Below are 22,179 nucleotides of genomic sequence, written 5' to 3' on the forward strand. Positions count from 1 at the left end.
GTCGACCCTGCGACTAAGCGAAGCAGGGACCGTCGCCCCCTCGCATCGACCAGCCACGCCGGGGTTGTCACCAATGTCCTGAGACATCGCAGTCCTGCACAGGTAGCCGACGCTGGAGGGCAGATTCCGACGAATGAACGCAAAGGCGGACTGTTAGAAGAGGGCGGGGGTGGTGGATTCGTGGGCTAGGAGGGTGCGTTTGCGGTCTAGGCCGCCGCCGTAGCCGGTGAGGTCGCCGGTGGAACCGACCACTCGGTGGCAGGGCACGATGATGCTGATCGGGTTCTTGCCGTTGGCCAGGCCTACCGCGCGGGAGGCGCCGGGTGGTTTGCCGAGGTGGGCTGCGAGGCCGCCGTACGTCCAGGTTTCGCCGAAGGGGATCTCCAGCAGGGCGTTCCACACCTCCAGCTGGAACGGCGTACCGAAGAGGGCGAGTGGTACGTCGAAGGTGGTGCGGCCGCCGGCGAAGTACTCCTCCAGCTGGGCCTCGACCTCGGGCAGCAGGCCGTCCACCCGATCGCCGAAGGTCTCGAGCTGCGGAAGGTGGCGCTGTTGTTCCATGTAGAGGCCGCGCAACCGGTTGTCGTCGGTCGCGACCACGGTCAGCGCGCCGATCGGGCTGTCGATCACGGTGTGCGGCATGACTGCTCCCAAGTGGTTCGATCGAGGCGGTACAGCACGTGCCGTTCGAGCGGATGACCTTTCTCGATCCGCGGGTGATCGAAGTCGTCGGCCGGATCGTGGGTCATGCCGAGGCGTTCCATCACGCGGCGGGACGGCTCGTTCTGCACGGCCGTCATCGAGACGATCTCGGTCAGTCCGGCCGGTCCGAAGGCGTGTGCCAAGGCGGCGCGCGCGGCCTCGGTGGCGTACCCCTTGCCCCAGGCAAATTCCGCCAGGCGCCAGCCGATCTCGACGGCCGGGGCGAAGTGCACCTCGAAGCCGATCGGCGCCAGCCCGGTGAAACCGATGAACTGCCCGGTCTCGACCACTTCCACCGCCCACAGACCGTAGCCGCTGGCAACGATCCTCTCGGCGCATCGATCGGCCAGCGCGTCGCTCTCCTCGCGGGTCATGCGTTTCGGGAAGTACCGCATCACGGCCGGGTCGTTGTTCATGGCGGCGAAAGGCTCACGGTCGGCCGCGGTCCACTGGCGTAGCAGCAGGCGATCCGTTCGAAGCTCGGTCATCTCACTCCACTAGACACTAGGCGGGCAACCGGTTGATGGCGTGATCGCCGGTGGCCCACAGATACTGAACGGCGTACGCGCGCCAGGGTCGCCAGGCCCGAGCGTGTTCGGCCAGCGCTTTAGGGGCCTCGGGCAATCCCAGGTCGCGAGCGGCGTACTTGATGCCGAGATCCGACGCCACAAACGCGTCCGGATCGCCCAGCGCGCGCATCGCGATCGACTCGACCGTCCACGGCCCGATGCCAGGCAGGGCCGCGAGCTGATCGCGCGCCCGGTTCCAGTCGGCGCCCGCGCCCAGGTCGATCTCGCCCGCCGCGAGGGTTTCCACCAGCGTCATGAACGTCGTACGGCGGGCCTTCGGGAACGCGAGCGTCTCCGGATCCGTAGCCGCGAGAGCCTGCATCGTCGGGAACAGATGCGTGAGTCCACCCGCCGGGTCCGTGATCGGTTCACCGTGCGCGAGCACCAGCCGTCCGGCGTGGGTCCGCGCCGCGGCGGTCGAAACCTGCTGACCGAGCACGGCCCGTACGGCGAACTCCGCGCCGTCGACCGTATGCGGCACACGCCGGCCCGGCGCCTTGTCGACCAGCGGGCGGAGCACCGGGTCGGCCCGGAGCAGATCGTCCACCGCGACCGGATCCGCGTCCAGATCGAGCATTCGGCGGCAGCGGCTGATCGCGATGGCCAGGTCCCGCTGGTCGCTGAGGGAGAGCTGGCACGCGATGTGGTCCGGCATCGGCCGCAACGCGACCACGCCATGACCGTGCGGCAGGCGCAGGGTCCGGCGGTACCAGCCGTCGCGCCATTCCTCCACGCCCGGGACGCCGGTCGCGACCAGATGGCCGAAGAGGTTGTCCGGATTGAGCGGCTGGCGGAACGGCAGCCGCAGCGAGATCATCCCGGTGACGGCGGCCGCCTGCCCCTTGCTCCGCGCCCGCAACTCGCTCGGCGACAAGGCGAACACCTCGCGCACGGTGTCGTTGAACGCCCGCACACTGGTGAAACCCGCCGCGAACGCGATATCGGCCATCGGCATCGAAGTGGTCTCGATCAGCAGCCGGGCCGTCTGCGCGCGTTGCGCCCGCGCGATCGCGAGCGGACCGGCCCCCAGCTCCGCGACGAGCTGGCGCTGGACCTGGCGCACGCTGTACCCGAGCTGAGTGGCCAGGCCCGGTACGCCGTCGGTGTCGACCACGCCGTCCGCGATCAGGCGCATCGCCCGGGCGACCAGGTCCGCGCGATCGTTCCACTCGGGCGATCCCGGGCTCGCGTCGGGCCGGCAACGCTTGCAGGCCCGGAAACCGGCCTGCTGGGCGGCCGCCGCGCTCGGGTAGAACCGCATGTTCTCCACCTTCGGCGGTACCACCGGGCAGCTCGGACGGCAGTAGATCCGCGTGGTCAGCACGGCCGTGAAGAACCAGCCGTCGAACCGCGCGTCCTTGGACTGGACTGCCCGCACACACCTCTCGACGCATTCATGCATAGGACCAGCATCCCCTGTCCCCCGCGCCCGCACTAGCGAAAAAACGACATCAAGTTGCCCGTCGTATTTCCGCCAGCGCACACCGGCCCGAACGCGTTTGCTGGAAGCACAAACCGACCAACAAGAAAGGCGAAGATGTCCGACCTGAACGGTAAGACCGCGCTGGTAACCGGTGGCAGCCGCGGCATCGGCGCGGCCGTCGCAGTGGCCCTGGCCGAGCGTGGTGCCGATGTCGCCGTCACGTACCTTCAAGCGGCGGACGAGGCGGCCGCGATCACTTCCAAGGTCGAGGCGTACGGCGGACGCGGGCTGGCCATCCAGGCCGACGCCGCCGACGCGGAGGCCCTCGCGGCCGCGGTCGCCCGGGCCGAGGAGGAACTCGGCGGCCTCGACATTCTCGTGAACAACGCGGGTGTCGGTACGACGGGCCCGCTCACCGACGTTCCGCTCGCGGAGGTCGACCGGGTGCTGGCGATCAACGTGCGTGCGGCGTACGTCGCATCGCAGGCGGCGGCCTCCCGGCTGCGCGACGGCGGGCGGATCGTGCACATCGGCAGCTGCATCAGCAACCGGGCCACCGGGCCGGGGATGACGCTCTACGCGATGAGCAAAACCGCGCTGATCGGGCTGAACAAGGGCCTCGCGCGGGACCTGGCCGAGCGCGGCATCACCTCGAACGTGGTGAATCCGGGCCCGACCGATACCGCGATGAACCCGGCCGACGGCCCGTACGCGCAGGCACAGCGGGCGGCGCTCGCGATCGACCGGTTCGGCTCGCCGGCCGAGGTCGCGGCGGCGGTCGTGTTCCTGGCGGGCCCGGACGCGTCGTACCTGACCGGCTCCGAACTCACCATCGATGGCGGCCACTCCGCCTGAACCACCACCTGCCGCGGGCCCTCGCGGGTCGGGCCACGCCGCTAGGCTGGTGGGATGGCGTCGACTCCGCACGAGCGGCCCGCGTACCTGGCGGTTGTGCATCGTTTTGTGAACAGCCTGGATCTTGACCCGGCCGACTGGTCGGACGAGATCCAGAACGCGGGCGAGCTGACCGACTGGCTGCGGGCCGACTGTGCGCTGCCGCCCGGCGAGCACGCCACCGAGGACGATCTTCGCCTCGCGTTGCACCTTCGCACGGCACTTCGCGGGCTCGCGCGAGCCAATCACGGCGAGCCCGCGGAGGCCGGCATCGAGGAGTTGGCCCGTCGATGTTTCGCCCGACTCCCCCTCCAGGCGGTCCCTGGCGATGTGGTGCTGGCGCCGGTGGGGCTTTCGGCGGTGCGGGCGGCGCTCGCGGGGATCGTGGCGGGCTACGCCACCGCGGTGGCGGCGGGTGAATGGCGGCGGTTGCGCCAGTGCCCGGGTGATGAGTGTGGCTGGGTGTTCTGGGACAGCTCGGCGCGGGCCAACCGGCGCTGGTGCACGATGGCGGTCTGCGGCAACCGGGCCAAGGTCCGCGCCTTCAGCCGCCGCAACACAACCTGACGCCGGCCTCGCAAACGCCTTTGGAACGCCTTGACCAGGCCCAAGGGACTCTTACACCGATGCAAATCGGCGGAAAGGTTGACAGCTCAGGCGGTGCGATCAAGACTTCGGTTTTAACGTTCAAAGCCGAGCCCCGCCGAAGGAGTGCCGATGGCCACGCTGAAACAGGTCGCGGCGCACGCGGAGGTCTCGGTGCAGACCGTGTCGAACGCGTTGAACGCGCCACATCGGCTCCGGGCCGACACGCTGCAGCGGGTCACACGTTCGATCGAACTGCTCAACTACCGGCCCAATCGTAACGCCCGCAGCCTCCGGACCAGCGCCGTCGAGCTCGTCGGGTACTGCGTACCGAGCTGGCCGAAGGGCCAGGCGCACCTGGTGATGGACCAGTTCCTGCACGCGCTCTGCGCCGCCGCAGAGTCCAGCGGGCGGCACATCCTGCTCTTCACCGCACCGGCCGGTATCGACGGCATGAAGGTGTACGACGACCTGCACGCGCGGCGGCTTGTAGACGGGTTTGTGCTGTCGCAGACCGAAACGAAGGACCCCCGGCACCCCTGGCTCGCGAAGCGGAAGATCCCGTTCGTCTCGTTCGGCCGGGTTTGGGGCGAGAACTCCCAGCCCGGCTCGTGGGTGGACGTGGACGGCGCCGCCGGCTGCGCGATGGCGGTCCGGCATCTCGTCGAAGCCGGCCGGACCCGGATCGGCTTCATCGGCTGGCCGAGGACTTCCGGCTTGGCGCAGGACCGGCTGTCCGGCTGGCGTACTGCCTGCAGGGAGGCCGGGCTGCCGCTCGCGGGCCTTTCGGTGGCGTGCCGCGCTGACACCATCGAGGAAGGCTCCCGCGCCGCCGCGCGACTACTCGACGCGGAACGGCCGGTCGACGGCATCGTGGCCCTCAGCGACGTACTGGCCTTGGGCGCGCTGCGGGAGATCAACCACCGAGGGCTGCGACCAGGCGTGGATGTGGGCCTGACCGGGTTCGACGACTCGCCGCTCGCGTCGGTGGTCGAGCCGGGCCTGACCAGCCTCCGCCAGCCGATCGACGAGATCGCGGCGAGCCTGGTCAAGCTGCTCAGCGATCCCCCCACGCGGGCGACCACTCGCCTGCTGCTGCCCGAACTCGTGATCCGGGGCAGTTCCAGCCCTGGTTGATAGATCCGGTTGATCCGACGCAGGAGGAACCGCCATGCCTTCCCGCTCCGTCAGACGATCCGTCATCGCCGCTCTGCTGGCCGCGGCCCTGGCCCTGCCCGCCACCGCGACCCGGGCCGCACCTGCCGCGGACCCTGACCGGGGTGGAGGTGTCACAGCCTGGCCGGAACTGAGCGAGACCTCGCGCCTGGCGGATCGGCGATCGCTCGTGGTCGGCGACCGGGCCTACGCGATGGGCGACGAGACCGGCCGCTATCCCGCGACCGGCTGGCACATCCGCGGCGAGATGGGCGGCTTCTGGACTCCCCCGATGAAGATGCTCGACGGCCTCTGGTTCGCCGTCGGCGACAACTGGCTCGGCGAACAGATCGCCGCCACCCGGTATACGACCGGCCAGGGATATCAGCGGATCTCGTACGCCCCGGTCGACGGCGTCGGTATCACCCGGACGGACTTCGTACCGGATGGCCTGCGGTCCGTACTGGTCGGGCTCACCGTCACGGCCACCGGTTCCGCCCGCACCGTGGACCTTGGGATGGACGCCCACTCCGAACTGCTTCCGGCGTACCCCTGGGGCTGGACGAAACCCAGCGCCGCCACCGCGAACCTGCCCGACACCGGGTCGTACGCCGACGGCGCACTGGTCTTCCGCGATCGCGGCACACCGCCGGGGATGGCCCCGCACGACTACGCGGCGGTGACCGGCTCGAACCTGCGGCCGGTTTCGCACGCGCTCGGCGCCGACCATCGCGGCCCGCAGGACCCGGCCGTGATCTGCCCGGCCGAGGGTACGGCGCCACCGCGGTGTGACGACTCGGTCTTCGGCAAGGGCACGGGCGGTCGGCTGAACTACCGCGTGCAGGTTGCGCCGGGTAGGCCGAAGACCGTGTGGTTCGCGGTTTCCGGCTCGGACCAGGGCTTGTCCGCCGCCACGAAGGAACATCGATCCGCCCTGCGCGATCCGGCGAAGTTGCTGAAGGCAAAGATCCGATCGCGCGCGGAGATCGCCGGCCGAACCGTCGTAGACCTGCCGGGTGATCCGTTGCTGCAGCGCAGCGTTGCCTGGAGCAAGCAGAACCTCGCCGATTCGGTGCAAGAGGCGCGCGGTCTCCGCTTGCGCGACGTCAACGAGGGCAAGGACTATCCCGCGCCGTCCGGGTCGTTGCCCAAGGCCCGTTGGTACGGCGCGGGCTTCCCGGACTACCCCTGGTTGTTCGCGACCGATGGCGAGTACACGGCGTACGCCGCCGTTGCCGCGGGCCAGTTCGCCACGGTGCGGGACCACCTACGCGCCCTGCGGGACATCAGCGACCAGGTGAACCGGCGCAGCGGCAAGGTCGTGCACGAAGTGATGCCGACCGGCGACGTGTACTTCGGTTCCAACCAGAGCGCGGGCAATACCGACGAGACGGTCAAGTTCCCGAGCGTCGTGGCGCTGCTGTGGCGGTGGACCGGGGACGACCGGTTCCGCGACGAGATGTACGACTTCAGCGTCCGGAACCTGCGCTACGTCTACCGTGAACTCGACGACGACAAGGACGGTTGGCCCGAGGGGCTCGCGAACGTCGAGCGCAGCGGCATGGGCGCGGAGAAGCTCGACAGCACGGTCTACCTCGCGCGTGGTCTCCGGGATCTGGCCGATCTGGCGTCCTCCCGGCGCGACAAAGCGGTCGAGCGCTGGGCGACGGCCAAGGCCGAAGAGGTCGAACGGCGGTTCGAGTCGCAGTGGTGGATTGCCGCGGCCAAGGGCTACGCCGACTCGATCGACGACCCTGCCAATCCGGCGAACGACAACGTGCCGATCTTCCAGCGCCACTGGACCGGCGTCACCCCGATGGAGGTCGAACTCACCCGTCCGGGCCGGCCGCTCGGGCCGTTGGCCTCCGCGGAGCACGGGTTGATCGCGCTCGAGCAACGCGAAACTCCTTGTTACACAGGCGAATTCGGCCTGTTCCACACTGGCAGCGGCCCGACGAGTGATCCTGCGGGCAACGCCGGGCCGTCGTGTGATCCGGTGGTCTCGGCCGTGAAGAGCGAGCGCAGCATCTTCTCGCTCAACACCTCGATCATGGCCGTGGCCGAGGGCAACTTCGGCCGGTTGGGCCCGCAGCGGCGGTACACCACCGGCAACGCGCGGATCCAGCTCGATCCACGGGTCTGGGAAACCCCGGGCGCGATGCCGGAGATCGCCCCGTCGCCGGACTTCATCGCGAACATCGATCGCCCGTTCTACGACCGCTCCATGAACCTCCAGGCCTGGGGCACGTACGGCGTGTTGTGGCCGGTGGTGCACCAGCACCTCGGGGTATCACCGTCGCTCGGACGCCACCAGCTGGCCGTCGTACCGCAACTGCCGCCAGGCCAGAGGGAGGTTGCCGCCAGCAACATCCGATTGGGGCGCGGGAGCATCGACGTATCGGCCCGGCGGACCGGAAAGACCTTGCACACCGACGTACTGGTGGACGACGTACGGGCCGTGCTCACGATCGGGGCGGTACTACCCGCGGGCGCGAAGGCGGCCTCGGTACGGTTGAACGGCCGGGAGGCGCCGTACCGGCTGGCGCCGACGGCCCGGGGAACGGAACTGCACGTCGTTGCGCGCACGGCGCATTCACGGTTGCAGGTCACGCTTCGCTGAGGTGTCGCTGGAGGAGGGCGAGGGCGGCGATCGACGGTGCGTCCTTGCACTGGCCGGACGCGATCAGGCCCCACATCTCCTCGAGGGTGAACTCGCCGTTGCGCAGATCGCTCTCGCTCTCCTCCAACGCCCGCTCCCCCTGCGTCAGGTCCGACGCGAGTACGACGTTGAAGCCCTGATCACTGAACCCGTAGGCCTCGTAAAGATGTCCGAGCAACGTCATCGAACCAGCGCGGAGGCCCGTCTCCTCCGCGAGTTCACCGCGTGCGACGTCCATCGGATCCGCGTCGGGCTTGGTCTCCCACGAGCCCTGCGGGAACTCCCAGAACCGCCCGTCGACGGGATAGCGGTACTGCTCGACGAGATGTACCCGGGTGCCGTCGTACGGAACGACCAGCGCGAAGTCTGGTTTGTGGACCACGCCGAAGATGCCGGTCGTACCGTTGTCGCGCACGGTCGCGTCCTCGGTGACCCGCATCCAGCGGTTCTCGTAGACGACCTGGGAGGCGGTACGACGCAGCGGCGGGTTCTCGGTCTCAGTCACGTCAACGGAGCCTAGTGTCCGCGAGAAAAGACAGGCCCCTCCGCGTATGAGTCGGAGGGGCCTATCGACAGCCAGAGGAAAGTGACGTCCCCAGCCTCACGGACGGCCCGTCGGACCCACAGCCCTCGTCACCGGTCTGCTCCGGCGGGTGTGGCCCGTCGGTGAGATCTTCGGTTTCCGCCCGATCCCGTCGCCCGAAAGCAACGACGTGTGAAAGTTGTACCTCCCCGATCCGGCCCGGCACAACCCCTTACACACAAGGAGATCCGGCATCCGGACACCTCCCCCAGTCATCCACACCCCACCCGCAGTTATACACACCCCCTGTGCATAACTGGGCCGCCCGCTCCCCCGCGTGTCCCCGCTCATCGGACCCTTCTGACCAGGCGTGTCCCCGCTCATCGGACCCTTGCGATCATCCCCCGGCGTGTCATCGGACGCTTGTGACCAGGCGTGTCGCCGTTCATCGGACGCTTGTGACCATGCCGCGTAGATCGTCGCGCCCGTTGGGAACTGACTGGTCTCGTTACTCCCAGCGGAAATAGCGGGCGGCAACCGCCAGACAGATGACGGACGTGACGACCAGGGCAAGGATGTGACTGGCGTCCGGCCACGCGCCGGCCCAGGCGTCCTGCATCGCACTCATGCCCGCGCCCATCGGGGTGACGTCGCGCAGCCAGCGGACGGATTCCGGCATGAGGTCGCCGGGCGTCCAGACCCCTGCGAAGAACATGCTCGGGAAGAACAGGATGTTGCCGATCACGGTGGCGCCCTTGGCCGTCGGCGTCAGCGCCGCGACGAGCAGACCGAGCGCGAAGAGGCCGACGCAGCTCAGCACCACCGCGACGACGAACTTGAGCGCCGACTCGGGCAGGGCCGCGCCGAAGGCCAGCGAGCCAACCGCGACGATGAGTACGACGACCATCGCGGCGGCCGCGGCTTGCACGATGAGCTGGGCGGTCAGCACCTTCACCGGCCGGACGGGCGTGGTCGAGAGACGGCGGAGAATGCCCTTTTCGCGGTACGTCGCGAGCACCGTCGGCAGCGTTGCCAGGCCGAGCATCGACAACCCGATACCGATCGCCATCGTGGGCAGGAAGCTCGCGGGTATGTTCTGCTCCGCGTCCGATCCGTCGCCGGTGCTGACCACCGAGAAGATCGCCAGCAGGCCGAGCGGCAGCGCGAAGACGAAGAAGACGCTGGTCCACTCACGCAGGAACAACTTGGATTCGGTACGGGTCAGGGCGAGCGTTTGGCTCATGGTCGTACTCCGATCGGGAAGTTTTGGGCAGAAGGGACCGATCAACCACGACACGCCGGGTCACAAGCGTCCAATGAACGCCGAAACGCCGGGTCACAAGCGTCCGATGACACGCCGGGGGATGGTCAGAAGGGTCCGATGAACGGCGACACGCCGCGTCACAAGCGTCCGATGACACGCCGGGGAGGGCGGGTTAGGGGGTGGGGGCGAGGGTTAGGAAGGCGTCGTCGAGGGTGGCGTGTTCGGTGTGCAGGTCGAGCGGGTTGTGGTGGTGGGCCGCCAGGGTGGTGATCAGCGGGACCAGCAGGTTTTCGTTGCCCTCGACAACGATGCGGGCGCCGTCGCGGCTGACGGTGGTGACCTCGGGCAGGGCGGTCAGCAGGGTGTCGTCGAGTTCGGTGGTGAGGCGGAAGCTGATGCGCTGGCCGGAGCTTGCCGCGCCGATCAGGCCCGTCGGGGTGTCGAGGGCGATCACGCGGCCGGCGTCGATGACGGCGATACGGTCACAGAGGTATTCGGCTTCCGCCATGAAGTGCGTGACCAGGATGATCGTGACGCCGGAGTCCCGTACCTGGCGGATCAGCTCCCAGGTGTCGCGACGGGCCTGCGGGTCCAACCCGGTTGTCAGCTCGTCGAGAATCGCCAGCTGGGGATTGCCGATCAGCGCGAGGGCGATCGACAGTCGTTGCTTCTGGCCCCCGGAAAGGTTGCCGAAGGCACTCTTGCGGACCTTGGTCAGCCCGAGCTTCTCCATCAGCTCAGCGGGGTTCGCCGGGGACGGGTAGAACGACGCGTACAGCTCGAGGGCCTCGTCGACGCGCAGGCGCTCGGGTAGTTCGGCGGCCTGGAGCTGTACGCCGACCACCGCGGTGGTCTTCGCACGGTCGGCCTGCGGGTCCAGCCCGGCCACCCGGACGGTACCGCGATCCGGGGCGCGCAGACCGGCGATGGCCTCGACCGTGGTGGTCTTACCCGCGCCGTTCGGGCCGAGGATGCCGAAGATCTCGCCGCGCCGTACGGTCAGGGAGACGTCGTCCACGGCCACGACCGAGCCGTACGACTTGTGCAGATTCTCTACGATTACAAGGTTTTCGGGCATGGCGGAGCCGCCCTTTCTGCTCGGGAGAATGAAAGTTGCTGAGGGCTACTACTTGATCTGCTTGAGCCCGATCGGCCGCATCAGCCGGTAGTTCAGGTAGAGCCCGGCCGCGCTCACCAGCAGTACCGCCGGGACGGAGACGAGCAGGGAAGGCCGGTCCCAGCCTGCGTCGAGCAGCACGCGCCCGGCCCATCCGGCGACCAGCAGCAACTCGGCGGCCACGACCGGCACCAGCCCAAGCGGAATCAGCGCGAGGCCGGTCCAGAACCCCCAGCGGAAGAACCCGGTGCCGATCAGCCAGCCCGCCACCTGGTGGGTCAGGATCAGCAGGAAGAACTCGAGGAAGATCAGCCCGGCCTGCGAGGTCTTCGTGAACAGGTGCGCGTTCATCAGCTCCTGCGGCCAGTCCCGCCAGGCGAAGATCACGTGCTCGAGCTGATAGACGACGACCCACAGCACCGTGGTCGCCGTGGCCGTGAGCACCAGCAGGATCGAACCGGCCAGGGCGAACGAACGGCGGGTGACACCGTGCGCGACCATCAGCGCGAAGAAGCTCGGCATCAGCACCATGCCGATGGCGGAGCTGAAGTACTTGGGCGACTGGGAGGCGTAGTCCCAGACACTCTCGTGGATCGTGCCGTTGACCAGGTGCATGCCGACACCGACCAGGGCGAATCCCAGCACCATGAGCAGCCAGTAACCGGCAAGCATGGCCCGCAGTGCGTAGGCGATGAACCGAACGATGCGCCGGGCGGCAGTGGTCGTGGTGGTCCGCGGCGGTCGCGCGACGGTGGCCGTGGCGGTCATCGGTGGGCCTCCTTGGCGGCGTTGCCGTTCTGAGTGAGATGGACGAACAGGTCCTGCAGTCCGACCGGGCCCAGCTCGAGCCCGGCGGCTCGCGCCTGGTCGCGCAGGTCGTTGTCGAGATCGCCGAAGACGGTGGTCGACTTGGTTCCACCAAGGCGCTGCTCGGACAGCACGGTGAGACCACGGGTCAGTTCGTCGACCTTCGCCGCGGGCCCGACCAGCGAGGCGCCGCGGGCCCGTAGGGTCTCGACCGCCGCCTGCGTGACCAGACGACCCTCGTCCAGGATCACGACGTCCTCCAGCAGGGCGCTGACCTCGCTGACCAGGTGCGTCGACAGCACGATCGTCCTGGGCACTTCGGCGTAGTCCGCCAGCAGCGCGTCGTAGAAGATGTTTCGCGAGGGCACGTCCATGCCCAGGTACGACTCGTCGAAGATCGTCAACGGCGCCCGGCTGGCAAGACCGAGTACGACGCCAAGGGCCGACTTCTTACCTCGGGAAAGGCCCTGGATCTTCTTCTTCGGTGACAACTCGAACTTGTCGAGCAGTTCGCCGGCCAGCTCGTCGTTCCAGAACGGGCGCAGGTTCCGCGCCAGCTCGACGGCGTACCGCACCGGCAGGGTATGTGCCACGTCGCCCGATTCGCGGATCAGGCAGATCGCGCTGGTGATGGCGGCGTTCTCGTACGGCTCGCCGCCGGCGCCGACCGCGTCCCCCTCGATGTGGATCCGGCCGGAGGTCTGCCGGCGGAATCCCGCCAGCAGCGCGGCCAGCGTGCTCTTGCCGGAGCCGTTCCGCCCCAGCAGGCCGTGGATCTTGCCCGCCGCGAGCCGCAGGTCGAGACCGTCGATCGCGGCGACCTCACCGAACCGCACGGTCAGGTCCTCGGTCCGCACACTCAAGCCACTCATTTCGCCCCCTCCACCTTGCTCGTCTCGACCTTGCTCGTGCCGGATGCCGCGGTCGCCTCAGCGCTGCCCGAAGCCGTCGTCTCGGCGCTGCCGGGCGCTGGGGTTGTCTCGTGGTGCTCGATGCGGCGAATGACGTCCGCCAGCGGTACGCCGATCGCGTGGGCCTCGGCGATCATCGGATCGACCACCTCAGCGAAGAACGACTCGCGCCGGCCTGACCGCAGCAGCTCCCGGGCGTTCGGGCTGACGAACATGCCGATGCCGCGCTTCTTGTACAGCACGCCCTCGTCCACCAGCTGGGCGAAGCCCTTGGCCGCCGTGGCGGGATTGATCCGGTAGAACGCGGCGTACTGATTGGTCGACATCACCTGCTCGTCCTCACCGAGGGCGCCCGTGACGATGTCGTTCTTGATCTGCTCCGCGATCTGCAGATAGATCGGGCTGCGATCGTCGAACACCGTCGGCCCTCCTCATGGTTCTTCGGTTCCTAGGTTCATTACTTGACTAATGAACCGTAGCACCCAGTCGAGGCCCCTGCCAAGCGCCGCCTTATGGCGTGCGTCAGATGGGGTGGGTGGTGTTGCGGAGGGCTAGTTGCCAGGTGGGGGCATGGTGGATGGGGCCGGCGGGTGGGCCGTCGATCCACGCGGCCACCGGGCGGATGCCGTGCAGGGCGTTCGCCAGCCAGGCTTCGCGGCCGGCCAGGTCGTCCAGGGTGCGACGGCGTTCGGCCACTCGTACGCCTCGTTCGGCCGCGATCGACCGGAGTAGGCGGACCGTGACCGAGGCCAGTACCGGCAGGTCCGCTGGTGGCACGCAGAGGGTTTCGTCTTCCCACCAGAGCACGGCGGAATAGGCCGCTTCGAATACGACTCCCCCGGTACCGGTGAGCAACACCTCGTCGGCCTGTTTCTCCTTGGCCGCAAGGGCTTTCAGCTCACCGAGTACGTCGAGATCGGGCCCCTTCACGGCCGGGGCCACGCGCGGATCCGGGCCGTCGTACCGCGACACCCGGACCTGGCCACCCAGCGGCGGCGCGGGCCGAAGGCGCAGAGACAACTCGCGGTCGGCCGAGAGTTCGACGCGTGGGAACCAGCGGCCGCCGCGAGGTAGCCGGGCCACCGCGTCGAGCCAGAAGGCGCTCGCGTCGATGCCGGCGTCGGCGCAGGAGGCGAGGAAGCGTTCGCGGTGCAGGTCCAATCCACGTGCGCGGCCGTCGTCCAGCAGGAACGAGTCGGCGACCAGCAGCGAGGTCATCGGCCCCGGCCGAACACGGCGGCCCTTGCCTTCAGCAACATCTCGTCGTACTCGGCCTGCGGATCGGAGTCGAGCACGATCGCACCACCCGCGCCGACCACCGTTTCGGCCGGGGTGAGTACGGCGGTGCGGATGACCACGCTGAGATCGGCCCGGCCGTCGACCGACAACCAGCCGAGGGCACCCGAGTAAACCCCACGGGCGCTCGACTCGAGTTCGTCGAGGAGCTGCATCGTGCGGATCTTCGGCGCGCCCGTCATCGAACCCGGCGGGAAACACGCCCGCACGGCGTCGATCGCGTCCACCTCCGGGCGGAGCTTGCCGCGCACCGACGTGACCAGCTGGTGCACGGTCTCGTACGTCTCGACCGCCATCAGCTGCGGCACCTGGACCGAGCCCGGCACGCTGACCCGGCCGAGGTCGTTGCGGATCAGGTCCACGATCATCAGGTTCTCGGCCCGGGTCTTCTCGTCCGCGGCCAGCTCCGCCGCGACGATCCGGTCCTTCTCGGCGTCGTCGAGGCGCGGCGCGGTGCCCTTGATCGGGCGGCACTCGGCCCAGCCGTCGGCGTCGATCGCCAGGAACCGCTCGGGCGACGAACTCGCCACCGCCAGCTCACCATGCCGGACGAACGCGGCGTACGGCGCCGGATTGACCTCGCGCTGCGCGAGGAAGAACTCGAACGGGTCGACCACGGCGGGCAGGCGGACGCGATTCGTCAGGCAGACCTCGTAGGTTTGGCCGGCCTCCAGCGCTTCCCGGCAGGCCCGGATCCCGGCGAGATAGGTCTCGCGGTCTTGTTCGAGCCGCGCCTCGAGATCGAGCCCGGCGAACGGCGTAACCCGCTCACCCAGGTACCAGCTGGACGCGCTGCGCTCCGCCCGTCGCAACCAGGCCTCGGCGTCGGCGGACTCCGCCTCGGTGTGGACCGCCACCAGAAAGGTCTGAGCCCGCGCGTGGTCGATGACGACGAACCGGTTGGCCCAGATCCACAGCGAATCCGGCGTCGGCGCCTCGTGCGCGGCGGAACCACCCGTCAGGGCCTTGAGCTCATACCCGAAGAAGCCGACGTACCCACCGCTGAAGACCTCGGCCAGCTCAGGCGGTACGGCGCCACGCCTGCCCGCTAGGAGGCCTTGCAACTCGGTGAAGGCGTCACCGTCGGACGCGTCCCGTACGACGACCTCGGCGCCGGGGCCGGTCGACGTACCGAGGACGGAGGCTCTTCCGGTTGGTACCAGGCTGCCGTCCAGCCAGAACGCGGTCGGCTCGGCGGCGAAAAGCTCGCGGTAGACCGTTTCGCCGTCGTACGCCTCATCGAGGTGTTCGACGGACCAACGCAGCGAGGTACTCACAGAGGAACGGTAGCCGGTACGGCCCCGTCCGCCGGAAAGGGTGCGGCTAGTGCAGGGCGACCTTTGTGCGCATGGCGACGATGCGGCGGACGGGGATCGCCACCTCGAGGCCATCGCGGGCCTCGGCACGCTCGCCGAGCCAGACGGCGGCGGAATCGCGGCGGCTGTCGCTCGTCCCGGGCAGGTAGAGCGAGTGGACCAGGTTCCGCGCGTCGGCGACGGTCCGCACCTGATAGGCGTAGCGCTCGCGCTGGCTCTCCAGTACGTCGAATCCGGCGGCACGGAGCTGGTCCCGGATCTCGGTGAGCTCGCTGCCCGCCGGGAATTGCGGGGTCGACCGGAGGCGGGTGGTGAGCGTGGTGAGAATGCGGAAGTCGGTTCGCCGCAGGGGCCGGATGGCGGGCACGGTCGCGGCCAGTACGCCACCACGGCGAAGGACGCGGGCCGCCTCGGAGAGGACCTCCGGCAGCGGTTGCATCACCATCAGGCCCATCGAGCAGGTGACCACGTCGAAGGACTCGTTCGCGAAGGGCAGGTGCAGCGCGTCGGCCTGCACCTTCGGGCCGGGCGCGCCCGCCAGCTCGGCGGCGGAGGTGTCCACGCCGACGACCCAGCGGCCGTGCAGCTCCCGGGCCACGGGCCCGTTCCCGCAGCCGAGGTCCAGCACCCGGCGGGCCTCGCCGGAAACCGCCCGGACCAGCCAGCGGTACGGGGTGTGGTCGCCGGCGACGGCGCGGGACAGCAGTCTTTCCGTACTGCCCGGCCTGGTCTCGTGGAATTCACGGACATAGGCCGGCCAGTCGATCTCGTTCTCAGGCATCGCCGTCAGACGTTACTGCCTGACCACGCTGCGTACAGCATTCAGGCTCAGGCCTTACGCAGCCTTGAGGTCGCTGCGAAAGAGGTTCAGACCCGGCTGACGAAGATATGACCGGCGATCTCGTCGCTGATCACGCCACCGGCCTCGCGACTGCCCACCAGCACGCCCTCGGCGTCCAGCGCGGAGTCGACCTCGCGGCCGGGCAGCGCGTTGGCGCGGCGCAGCACGGACATCGCGTCGTCGTCGGTCTGCACCGGCTCGGCGATCCGGCGAACCAGCACGCGGACCTTCTCACCGGCGGCGTCGAGCACCTGGTCGAGCGGCTCCACGCCGAGCCGGAACTCGGTGATCGCGGTGGCCTCGGTGTCCTTCTGCAGCTCCTCCAGCCCCGGAATCGGGTTGCCATACGGCGACTCGGTCGGGTTCTTCAGGATCTCCAGCAGCCGGCGCTCGACCGCGTCGCTCATCACGTGCTCCCAGCGGCAGGCCTCCGCGTGCACGTCCTCCCACTCCAGGCCGATCACGTCGACCAGCAGGCGCTCGGCCAGCCGGTGCTTGCGCATCACCCGGATCGCCTGCATGCGGCCGACCTCGGTGAGTTCGAGGTGCCGATCGCCCTCCACCGTGACCAGGCCGTCGCGCTGCATCCGGGCCACGGTCTGACTCACGGTCGGGCCGGATTGGTGCAGGCGCTCGGCGATGCGCGCACGCAGCGGCAGAATGCCTTCTTCTTCGAGCTCGTAGACGGTGCGCAGGTACATCTCGGTGGTATCGATCAGCTCGCTCACGCTTTCTATTGTCCCCTACTGAGGCAACCCTGATGAAACCCGGCCCATCACCTTGCCGCGCGCCGGGTGGAGCGTGGCCGCGGCGGTCGGCAGGATGGGTTGATGCCTCCCGCGATCATGTGGTTCCGGCGCGACCTCCGGCTGGCCGACAACCCGGCTCTGCTGGACGCTGTGGCAGCCGGGGACGGCTCGGTACTCGGCCTGTTCGTGCTCGATCCGGCCTTGTTCGCCCCGGCCGGCGGGCCTCGGCGCGACCACCTGCTCAGTTCGCTACGCGCGTTGTCCACGGCCATGGATGGCAAGCTCGTCATCCGCGCGGGCGATCCAGCCGTCGTCGTACCTGAGGTGGCTCGGGCGACCAAGGCGGTGAGCGTGCACCTCGCCGCGGACTACGGCCCGTACGGCGCCCGGCGGGACGAGGCCGTCGCGGCAGCGCTGGACGTACCCCTGGAGCGGACGGGCTCGCCGTACGCCATCGCGCCCGGGCGGATCCGGAACCAGCAGGACCGTCCGTACCAGGTCTTCACGCCGTACTACCGGGCCTGGCTCGAACACGGCTGGCGCAATCCGGTCGACGCTCCGAAGGGTGTCACCTGGATCGACGCGCCGGGCGAACCGTTGCCCGCGTCCGAGGCGGTGGAAGGCGCGGGCGAGGCCGACGCGGTGAAGCGCTGGCAGAGCTGGGTCGAAGAGGTCGCGGCGTACGACGACGAGCGGGACCGGCCCGATCTCGACACCACCTCGCGGATGTCGATTCCGCTGAAGTACGGGGAACTCCACCCGCGCACGATGCTGGCCGACCTGACCAGTCCGGAGGGTGACGCCTATCGGCGGCAGTTGGCGTGGCGCGAGTTCTGCGCGGACCTGCTTGCACGGCATCCGCAGGCGGCGTGGAAGCCGCTGCGGCCGGAATTCGAGCGGATGGCCTACGACCAGCCCGGGCCGGCCTTCGATGCGTGGTGCGCGGGGCAGACGGGATTCCCGATCGTCGACGCGGGTATGCGCCAGCTCGCCGAGAGCGGCTTCATGCACAACCGGGTCCGGATGGTGGTCGCGTCGTTCCTGGTGAAGGACCTGCACATTCACTGGAAGCACGGGGCCCGGTGGTTCATGCGGCGGCTGTACGACGGCGACCTCGCGTCGAACTCGCTGAACTGGCAGTGGGTCGCGGGCTGCGGCGCGGACGCCTCGCCGTACTTCCGGGTGTTCAACCCGACCACGCAGGGGGTGAAGTTCGACCCGAACGGGGACTACGTGCGCCGGTGGGTGCCGCAGCTGCGCTCGTTCGACGGCAAGACCGCGCACGAACCGTGGCGGCACGGCGGCTGCCCGGACTACCCCGAGCCGATCGTCGATCACGCCGAAGCACGACTCGAGGCGCTGCGCCGCTACGAGGCGATTCGCTGATTTCTGGCGTTCGTCCGGCGGAATCCGCGCGCGGCTCCGGTTATCGGACAGCTTGCCGCCGACCTTTGAGAGCGGATTCTGACGATTGAACGCAAGAAATGCAGGGCTCTCGCAAGGTCTGGAAGGTTGCGGTATGGCCGCAGCTCGCTGAACAACGCGACTAATCGCGCCGAACACGCCTACCCTCGAAGAGCCATGCAGCACACTAGTGAGTTCGAACTCAGAGTCGATTTTCCCGCCCAAGCATCCGCCGGACACCCGCCGTCAGGCCCGCGTCTGACCGTGTTGGTGGACGGTGTCGACGTCATCGGCGACGCCACCGGACAGGTCGGCTGGTCACCGGGAGACATTCTCTCGGCCGACAGCCCGTTCCTGCCCAGCCGCCCCGGTGACCGGATCGCCATCTATCGCTGCGCCTGTCCGGCGCAGGGATGTCCGCCGCAGGGTTGCGGCGTGGTGGCACCGATGATGCGCAAGATCGTCGGTCAGTTGTGGTGGATGGACTTCCGCCTCTACACCGGCGTCTTCGACGGCCCGCGCGCGATGGGCGACGTGCCCGACGTGGGCGAGCGCCTGCCGGTGCCGACGCTGATCTTCGACGACGAGCAGTACCGCGCCGAGATCGCCCGGGCCATCGCCGACACCTCGTGGCGCGACACCGACGCCGCCCACCGCGTCAGCGCCTGATACCAGGCGCCCGATCCGCTGAGCAGGCCGACCGCGCGCTCACAGGCTGAGCGCGCGGTCGTTCACGTCTGCTTTCAGCCAGGGTGCAGTGGATCAGCGTGTGCGCTGGATGACGGCACGGCCCAGTAGGCCGATGGCGAGCACGATCGCGCCGGTGACGACCGAGGCGATCGGCAAGGTCGCCGCCAGCACCAGGCAGCCGGCCAGCCCGAGCACGCTCACCGCCCGCGGGAAGCGCCGCTGCTCGGCCGGCTGGGTGAAGGCCGAGGCGTTCGCGATCGCGTAGTACAGCAGCACGCCGAACGACGAGAACCCGATCACCCCGCGCAGATCGGTCACCAGGACCAGCACGCCGACCACCACGGCCAGCGCCACCTCCGCGTGATGCGGGACCTGGAAGCGCGGATGCACCGCTGCCAGCCACGACGGCAGATCCCCGCCCCGCGCCATCGCCAGCGACGTACGCCCGATGCCCGCGATCAACGCGAGCAACGCACCCAGACTGGCCAGAGCGGCTCCGATTCGCACGATCGGTACGGCGCCACCCGCGCCGGCCGAGTCCACCGCGACGGCCAACGGCGCCGTGGCCTCCGCGATCCCGGCCGTACCGAGGCTCGTCAGCAGGCTGATCCCGATCACCAGGTAGACGCCGACGGTCAGGGCCAGCGCGATCGTGATCGCCCGGGGAATCGTTCGGGCCGGATCGCGAACCTCCTCACCCATCGTCGCGACGCGGGCATAGCCGGCGAAGGCGAAAAAGAGCAGGCCCGCCGCCTGCAGTACGCCGTACGGCGAGGTGCTGCCGGACCACAGCGTGAGCGCGTGTTCCGGCCGGTTGACCACGAGCACGACCACCACGATCGTGAGAACCACGAGCGTGCACGTCACCAGCACTCGCGTCAGCCGCGCGGTCCGGGTGATGCCGCGGTAGTTGACCGACGCGAGCGCGACCACCGCCGCCAGGGCCACCAACCGTCGCAACCACTCCGGCCCCGGCACGGCGTACGTCGCGAAGGTGAGCGCCATCGCGGCGCAGGAGGCGGTCTTGCCGATCACGAAGGCCCACCCGGCCGCGAAGCCCCAGCCTGGGCCGAGGCGCTCGCGGCCGTACACGTAGGTGCCGCCCGAGACCGGGTACACCGCCGCGAGCTGAGCCGAGGACGCGGCGTTGCAGTAGGCCACGATCGCCGCGAGCACCAGGCTGATCAGCAGCGCGGCGCCGGCCGCCTTGGCCGCCGGCGCCCAAACCGCGAACACTCCCGCCCCGACCATCGAGCCCAGCCCGATGACCGCGGCATCACCTACTCCCAACCGCCGCGCGAGCGCGCCACCCCCGGAGGCAGCGCTCGGCGCGGGGGTCCCCGGCGGTACGTGCGGTCCCGGCGGTACGGCGTTGTTGTCAGGCACTGGCTTCCATCGCGGCGGCGATCCTCTTCTCGGCGTCGGCGACCACGTCCGCGGGCGCCGGGGCGGCAGGTCCGCCCACAGAGGAAGCATCTCGCGTCGCGCTGCCAACATGCCCAGCGGGCGGGGAAAGAACCACACGCGACGATCTGCGTCGTGCTTGGGCGCGGGGTAACGCGTCCATGTGACCGTTCAGCTCTGCTGGGACAACGTTGCGCGGATGCGGGTGGCTTGGCGGAGCAGGTGGTTGTGTTCGGGGATGTTGGTGGCGAGGTGGGCCGCTTGGACGTAGGCGCCGGCTGCGGCAGGGAGGTCGCGGTTGAGCTCGTGGAGATGGGCGCGAACGGCGTGCCAGCGGTGGCGTTCGCCGAGGACGTCGCGTAGTTGATCGGTCTCGCGCAATCCGGCGGCGGGCCCGAGCGCGTGACCGACGGCGACCGCTCGACCGAGGACGGCGGCCGGATCCTGGCGCACCGGGTCTTCGGTGAGCGCGAGCAGGTCGTCGTACCAGGCGAGGATCTGAGGCCAGTCGGTCTCCTCGGCGGACGCGGCGTCATCGTGCAGAGCGGCGATCGCGGCCTGCACCTGGTACCGGCCCGGCGGCCGGTCCACGGTCTGCATCGCGAGCGCCGACTGCAGTACCTGCACGCCCTCCGCGATGAGCCGGGTGTCCCACCGGCCGCGGTCCTGCTGATCGAGCGTGATCAACCGGCCTTCGGAATCCAGCCGGGCGGGCAGGCGGGCGTGGTTCAGCAGCATCAGCGCGAGTAGTCCGCGCGCCTCGGGTTCTTCCGTGGCGAGGGTGAGCTGGCGGGTGAGCCGGATCGCCTCACCGGCCAGGTCCACCCGGCCCGCGTGTCCGGCCGTGTAGATGAGGTAGAGGACGCGCAGTACGACGGCGAGGTCGCCAGGCTGGTCCAGGCTCCGCCCGCGCAGGGTCCGCTTGGCGCGACTGATGCGCTGCGCCATCGTCGCCTCGGGCACGTAAAAGGCGTCGGCGATCTCCCGGGTTGTGAGGCCACCGACGGCGCGCAGGGTCAGCGCCACCTGGGACGTCGGCGCGAGATCGGGATGGCAGCAGCAGAACAGCAGGAAGAGGGTGTCGTCGCCTTCCTCGGCGGCGGTCGGCCGCGGCTCGGCGTACGTCGTTTCCTCCCGGCGGTACCGGGCGATCTCGCTCCGCCTGGCATCGACGAGCCGACGCGTCGCGACCGTGGTCAGCCATGCGGCAGGCGCTCGCGGCGGATGCTCGGGCCAGATCCGCAACGCCTCCAGCAGTGCCTCCTGGAGCGCGTCCTCGGCAGCCGTGAAATCCTCACCACGGCGGACCAGGCCTGCGAGCACCCGCGGTACGAGCGCACGCAGCATCGCCTCGTCCAGCGGCTGCGTCGGCTCGTCGATCATGCCTGGGGTCAGTCCTCCGACGGAGCCTGGGTCATGACTTCCCGGACGTCGATCCACTCGTACATCGGCTCCCCGCCCGGGCCCGGCCCCGACGAGACGTACGCCGCGAGTTCGAGCGCACGCTCGTAGGACTCGACGTCGATCATGTACCAGCCGGCGACCAGGTCGCTGGTCTCGGGCAGCGGCCCGTCGGTGGTGACGGGCGCCGCGTCCGGCCCGCCGTAGCGCACCCAGGTCCGCGTCGTCGTCAGCGCCTGCCCGTCGACGAACTCGCCGTTCTTCTCGAGCAGGTCGCTGACGTGGTGGAGGAAGGCCATGTGCGCCTCCACGTCTTCGGGCGCCCACTCTTCCATCGGCGGTACGGCGCGCTGCTGCGCCGGGCCACCGCGGTAATGCTTGAGCAGCAGGTATCTCGGCATCGTGTTCTCCTGGATTCGTGGGCCATCGGTCGAGGCCCTTCAGCCGGTGAGCGGAGCCGATCGACGCT

22 protein-coding genes are annotated in these 22,179 nt (G+C 69.3%); 6 read left to right on the top strand and 16 right to left on the bottom strand.

The window, feature by feature from the left end; genetic code table 11:
* Window positions 1–153 precede the first annotated feature (153 nt).
* The 3 genes from ACFFGN_RS28140 to ACFFGN_RS28150 are packed head-to-tail and all read right to left on the bottom strand — an operon-like array spanning window position 154 to window position 2,649.
* A complete protein-coding gene (locus ACFFGN_RS28140) occupies window positions 154–642 on the bottom strand; it encodes a methylated-DNA--[protein]-cysteine S-methyltransferase (RefSeq protein ID WP_380053310.1) in 489 nt (162 codons plus the stop codon).
* Window positions 627–1,190 (bottom strand): GNAT family N-acetyltransferase, encoded by a 564-nt coding sequence (locus ACFFGN_RS28145; protein ID WP_380053312.1) that lies wholly within the window; start codon window positions 1,188–1,190, stop codon window positions 627–629. The genes ACFFGN_RS28140 and ACFFGN_RS28145 overlap by 16 nt, the downstream gene beginning before the upstream one ends.
* Before the next feature lie 16 nt (window positions 1,191–1,206).
* The gene (locus ACFFGN_RS28150; RefSeq protein ID WP_380053314.1) at window positions 1,207–2,649 is read right to left on the bottom strand and encodes an AlkA N-terminal domain-containing protein; all 1,443 of its coding nucleotides are present in this window, start codon (window positions 2,647–2,649) and stop codon (window positions 1,207–1,209) included.
* A gap of 159 nt (window positions 2,650–2,808) precedes the next feature.
* Between ACFFGN_RS28150 and ACFFGN_RS28155 the strand changes: the two genes are divergently transcribed.
* The 4 genes from ACFFGN_RS28155 to ACFFGN_RS28170 all read left to right on the top strand — a co-directional run bounded on the left by ACFFGN_RS28155 (window position 2,809) and on the right by ACFFGN_RS28170 (window position 7,948).
* Window positions 2,809–3,549 (top strand): SDR family NAD(P)-dependent oxidoreductase, encoded by a 741-nt coding sequence (locus tag ACFFGN_RS28155; RefSeq protein WP_380053316.1) that lies wholly within the window; start codon window positions 2,809–2,811, stop codon window positions 3,547–3,549.
* A 54-nt stretch (window positions 3,550–3,603) separates the two neighbouring features.
* Complete coding sequence (locus ACFFGN_RS28160) at window positions 3,604–4,155, top strand: CGNR zinc finger domain-containing protein (RefSeq protein WP_380053318.1); 552 nt, start codon at window positions 3,604–3,606, stop codon at window positions 4,153–4,155.
* 150 nt (window positions 4,156–4,305) lie between these two features.
* Complete coding sequence (locus ACFFGN_RS28165; protein WP_380053320.1) at window positions 4,306–5,310, top strand: LacI family DNA-binding transcriptional regulator; 1,005 nt, start codon at window positions 4,306–4,308, stop codon at window positions 5,308–5,310.
* A 34-nt stretch (window positions 5,311–5,344) separates the two neighbouring features.
* A complete protein-coding gene (locus ACFFGN_RS28170; RefSeq protein WP_380053322.1) occupies window positions 5,345–7,948 on the top strand; it encodes a glucosidase family protein in 2,604 nt (867 codons plus the stop codon).
* Here ACFFGN_RS28170 and ACFFGN_RS28175 read toward each other — a convergent pair.
* The 10 genes from ACFFGN_RS28175 to ACFFGN_RS28220 form a co-directional block, all read right to left on the bottom strand.
* Window positions 7,935–8,492 (bottom strand): NUDIX domain-containing protein, encoded by a 558-nt coding sequence (locus ACFFGN_RS28175; RefSeq protein WP_380053324.1) that lies wholly within the window; start codon window positions 8,490–8,492, stop codon window positions 7,935–7,937. The genes ACFFGN_RS28170 and ACFFGN_RS28175 overlap by 14 nt on opposite strands.
* 526 nt (window positions 8,493–9,018) lie before the next feature.
* Window positions 9,019–9,753 carry an ABC transporter permease gene (locus ACFFGN_RS28180; RefSeq protein WP_380053326.1) on the bottom strand — a complete coding sequence of 245 codons (735 nt, stop codon included), beginning with the start codon at window positions 9,751–9,753 and terminating at the stop codon, window positions 9,019–9,021.
* 193 nt (window positions 9,754–9,946) lie between these two features.
* On the bottom strand, window positions 9,947–10,852 hold the full coding sequence (locus tag ACFFGN_RS28185; RefSeq protein WP_380053329.1) for an ABC transporter ATP-binding protein: 906 nt from the start codon (window positions 10,850–10,852) through the stop codon (window positions 9,947–9,949).
* A gap of 48 nt (window positions 10,853–10,900) precedes the next feature.
* The gene (locus tag ACFFGN_RS28190; RefSeq protein WP_380053332.1) at window positions 10,901–11,659 is read right to left on the bottom strand and encodes a hypothetical protein; all 759 of its coding nucleotides are present in this window, start codon (window positions 11,657–11,659) and stop codon (window positions 10,901–10,903) included.
* On the bottom strand, window positions 11,656–12,570 hold the full coding sequence (locus ACFFGN_RS28195) for an ATP-binding cassette domain-containing protein (RefSeq protein ID WP_380053335.1): 915 nt from the start codon (window positions 12,568–12,570) through the stop codon (window positions 11,656–11,658). Before ACFFGN_RS28195 ends, ACFFGN_RS28190 begins: the two co-directional genes overlap by 4 nt.
* Complete coding sequence (locus ACFFGN_RS28200; protein WP_380053337.1) at window positions 12,567–13,028, bottom strand: GntR family transcriptional regulator; 462 nt, start codon at window positions 13,026–13,028, stop codon at window positions 12,567–12,569. Before ACFFGN_RS28200 ends, ACFFGN_RS28195 begins: the two co-directional genes overlap by 4 nt.
* A gap of 103 nt (window positions 13,029–13,131) precedes the next feature.
* Complete coding sequence (locus ACFFGN_RS28205; protein WP_380053339.1) at window positions 13,132–13,827, bottom strand: aminotransferase class IV; 696 nt, start codon at window positions 13,825–13,827, stop codon at window positions 13,132–13,134.
* Entirely contained in the window at window positions 13,824–15,182 is a 1,359-nt protein-coding gene (pabB, locus tag ACFFGN_RS28210) for an aminodeoxychorismate synthase component I (RefSeq protein ID WP_380053342.1), read from the bottom strand. The genes ACFFGN_RS28205 and pabB overlap by 4 nt, the downstream gene beginning before the upstream one ends.
* Window positions 15,183–15,228: 46 nt before the next feature.
* The gene (locus tag ACFFGN_RS28215; protein WP_380053345.1) at window positions 15,229–16,002 is read right to left on the bottom strand and encodes a class I SAM-dependent methyltransferase; all 774 of its coding nucleotides are present in this window, start codon (window positions 16,000–16,002) and stop codon (window positions 15,229–15,231) included.
* Between the two features lie 86 nt (window positions 16,003–16,088).
* Entirely contained in the window at window positions 16,089–16,790 is a 702-nt protein-coding gene (locus ACFFGN_RS28220) for an iron-dependent transcriptional repressor DtxR (protein ID WP_380053349.1), read from the bottom strand.
* A gap of 102 nt (window positions 16,791–16,892) precedes the next feature.
* Here ACFFGN_RS28220 and ACFFGN_RS28225 point away from each other — a divergent pair, with 102 nt between their 5' ends.
* Complete coding sequence (locus ACFFGN_RS28225) at window positions 16,893–18,197, top strand: cryptochrome/photolyase family protein (RefSeq protein ID WP_380053352.1); 1,305 nt, start codon at window positions 16,893–16,895, stop codon at window positions 18,195–18,197.
* Window positions 18,198–18,392: 195 nt separating this feature from the next.
* A complete protein-coding gene (locus ACFFGN_RS28230) occupies window positions 18,393–18,884 on the top strand; it encodes a hypothetical protein (protein ID WP_380053355.1) in 492 nt (163 codons plus the stop codon).
* 93 nt (window positions 18,885–18,977) lie between these two features.
* Here ACFFGN_RS28230 and ACFFGN_RS28235 read toward each other — a convergent pair whose 3' ends face one another.
* The 3 genes from ACFFGN_RS28235 to ACFFGN_RS28245 all read right to left on the bottom strand — a co-directional run bounded on the left by ACFFGN_RS28235 (window position 18,978) and on the right by ACFFGN_RS28245 (window position 22,111).
* Window positions 18,978–20,291 (bottom strand): APC family permease, encoded by a 1,314-nt coding sequence (locus tag ACFFGN_RS28235; protein WP_380053358.1) that lies wholly within the window; start codon window positions 20,289–20,291, stop codon window positions 18,978–18,980.
* A 189-nt stretch (window positions 20,292–20,480) separates the two neighbouring features.
* The gene (locus ACFFGN_RS28240) at window positions 20,481–21,692 is read right to left on the bottom strand and encodes an RNA polymerase sigma factor (RefSeq protein WP_380053361.1); all 1,212 of its coding nucleotides are present in this window, start codon (window positions 21,690–21,692) and stop codon (window positions 20,481–20,483) included.
* An 8-nt stretch (window positions 21,693–21,700) separates the two neighbouring features.
* Window positions 21,701–22,111, bottom strand: coding sequence for a YciI family protein (locus ACFFGN_RS28245; RefSeq protein WP_380053364.1), 411 nt, complete (start codon window positions 22,109–22,111; stop codon window positions 21,701–21,703).
* Window positions 22,112–22,179 lie beyond the last annotated feature (68 nt).

It is taken from the genome of Kribbella deserti, assembly GCF_042434725.1.
GTDB classification, from domain to species: Bacteria; Actinomycetota; Actinomycetes; order Propionibacteriales; family Kribbellaceae; genus Kribbella; species Kribbella deserti.

Coding starts and splice junctions, on each gene's coding strand:
- ACFFGN_RS28240 (WP_380053361.1), bottom strand. CDS start 21,692: ATGATCGACGAGCCGACGCAGCCGCTGGACGAGGCGATGCTGCGTGCG.
- ACFFGN_RS28145 (WP_380053312.1), bottom strand. CDS start 1,190: ATGACCGAGCTTCGAACGGATCGCCTGCTGCTACGCCAGTGGACCGCG.
- ACFFGN_RS28245 (WP_380053364.1), bottom strand. CDS start 22,111: ATGCCGAGATACCTGCTGCTCAAGCATTACCGCGGTGGCCCGGCGCAG.
- ACFFGN_RS28225 (WP_380053352.1), top strand. CDS start 16,893: ATGCCTCCCGCGATCATGTGGTTCCGGCGCGACCTCCGGCTGGCCGAC.
- ACFFGN_RS28230 (WP_380053355.1), top strand. CDS start 18,393: ATGCAGCACACTAGTGAGTTCGAACTCAGAGTCGATTTTCCCGCCCAA.
- ACFFGN_RS28160 (WP_380053318.1), top strand. CDS start 3,604: ATGGCGTCGACTCCGCACGAGCGGCCCGCGTACCTGGCGGTTGTGCAT.
- ACFFGN_RS28155 (WP_380053316.1), top strand. CDS start 2,809: ATGTCCGACCTGAACGGTAAGACCGCGCTGGTAACCGGTGGCAGCCGC.
- ACFFGN_RS28180 (WP_380053326.1), bottom strand. CDS start 9,753: ATGAGCCAAACGCTCGCCCTGACCCGTACCGAATCCAAGTTGTTCCTG.
- ACFFGN_RS28190 (WP_380053332.1), bottom strand. CDS start 11,659: ATGACCGCCACGGCCACCGTCGCGCGACCGCCGCGGACCACCACGACC.
- ACFFGN_RS28140 (WP_380053310.1), bottom strand. CDS start 642: ATGCCGCACACCGTGATCGACAGCCCGATCGGCGCGCTGACCGTGGTC.
- ACFFGN_RS28205 (WP_380053339.1), bottom strand. CDS start 13,827: ATGACCTCGCTGCTGGTCGCCGACTCGTTCCTGCTGGACGACGGCCGC.
- ACFFGN_RS28165 (WP_380053320.1), top strand. CDS start 4,306: ATGGCCACGCTGAAACAGGTCGCGGCGCACGCGGAGGTCTCGGTGCAG.
- ACFFGN_RS28170 (WP_380053322.1), top strand. CDS start 5,345: ATGCCTTCCCGCTCCGTCAGACGATCCGTCATCGCCGCTCTGCTGGCC.
- ACFFGN_RS28185 (WP_380053329.1), bottom strand. CDS start 10,852: ATGCCCGAAAACCTTGTAATCGTAGAGAATCTGCACAAGTCGTACGGC.
- ACFFGN_RS28195 (WP_380053335.1), bottom strand. CDS start 12,570: ATGAGTGGCTTGAGTGTGCGGACCGAGGACCTGACCGTGCGGTTCGGT.
- ACFFGN_RS28215 (WP_380053345.1), bottom strand. CDS start 16,002: ATGCCTGAGAACGAGATCGACTGGCCGGCCTATGTCCGTGAATTCCAC.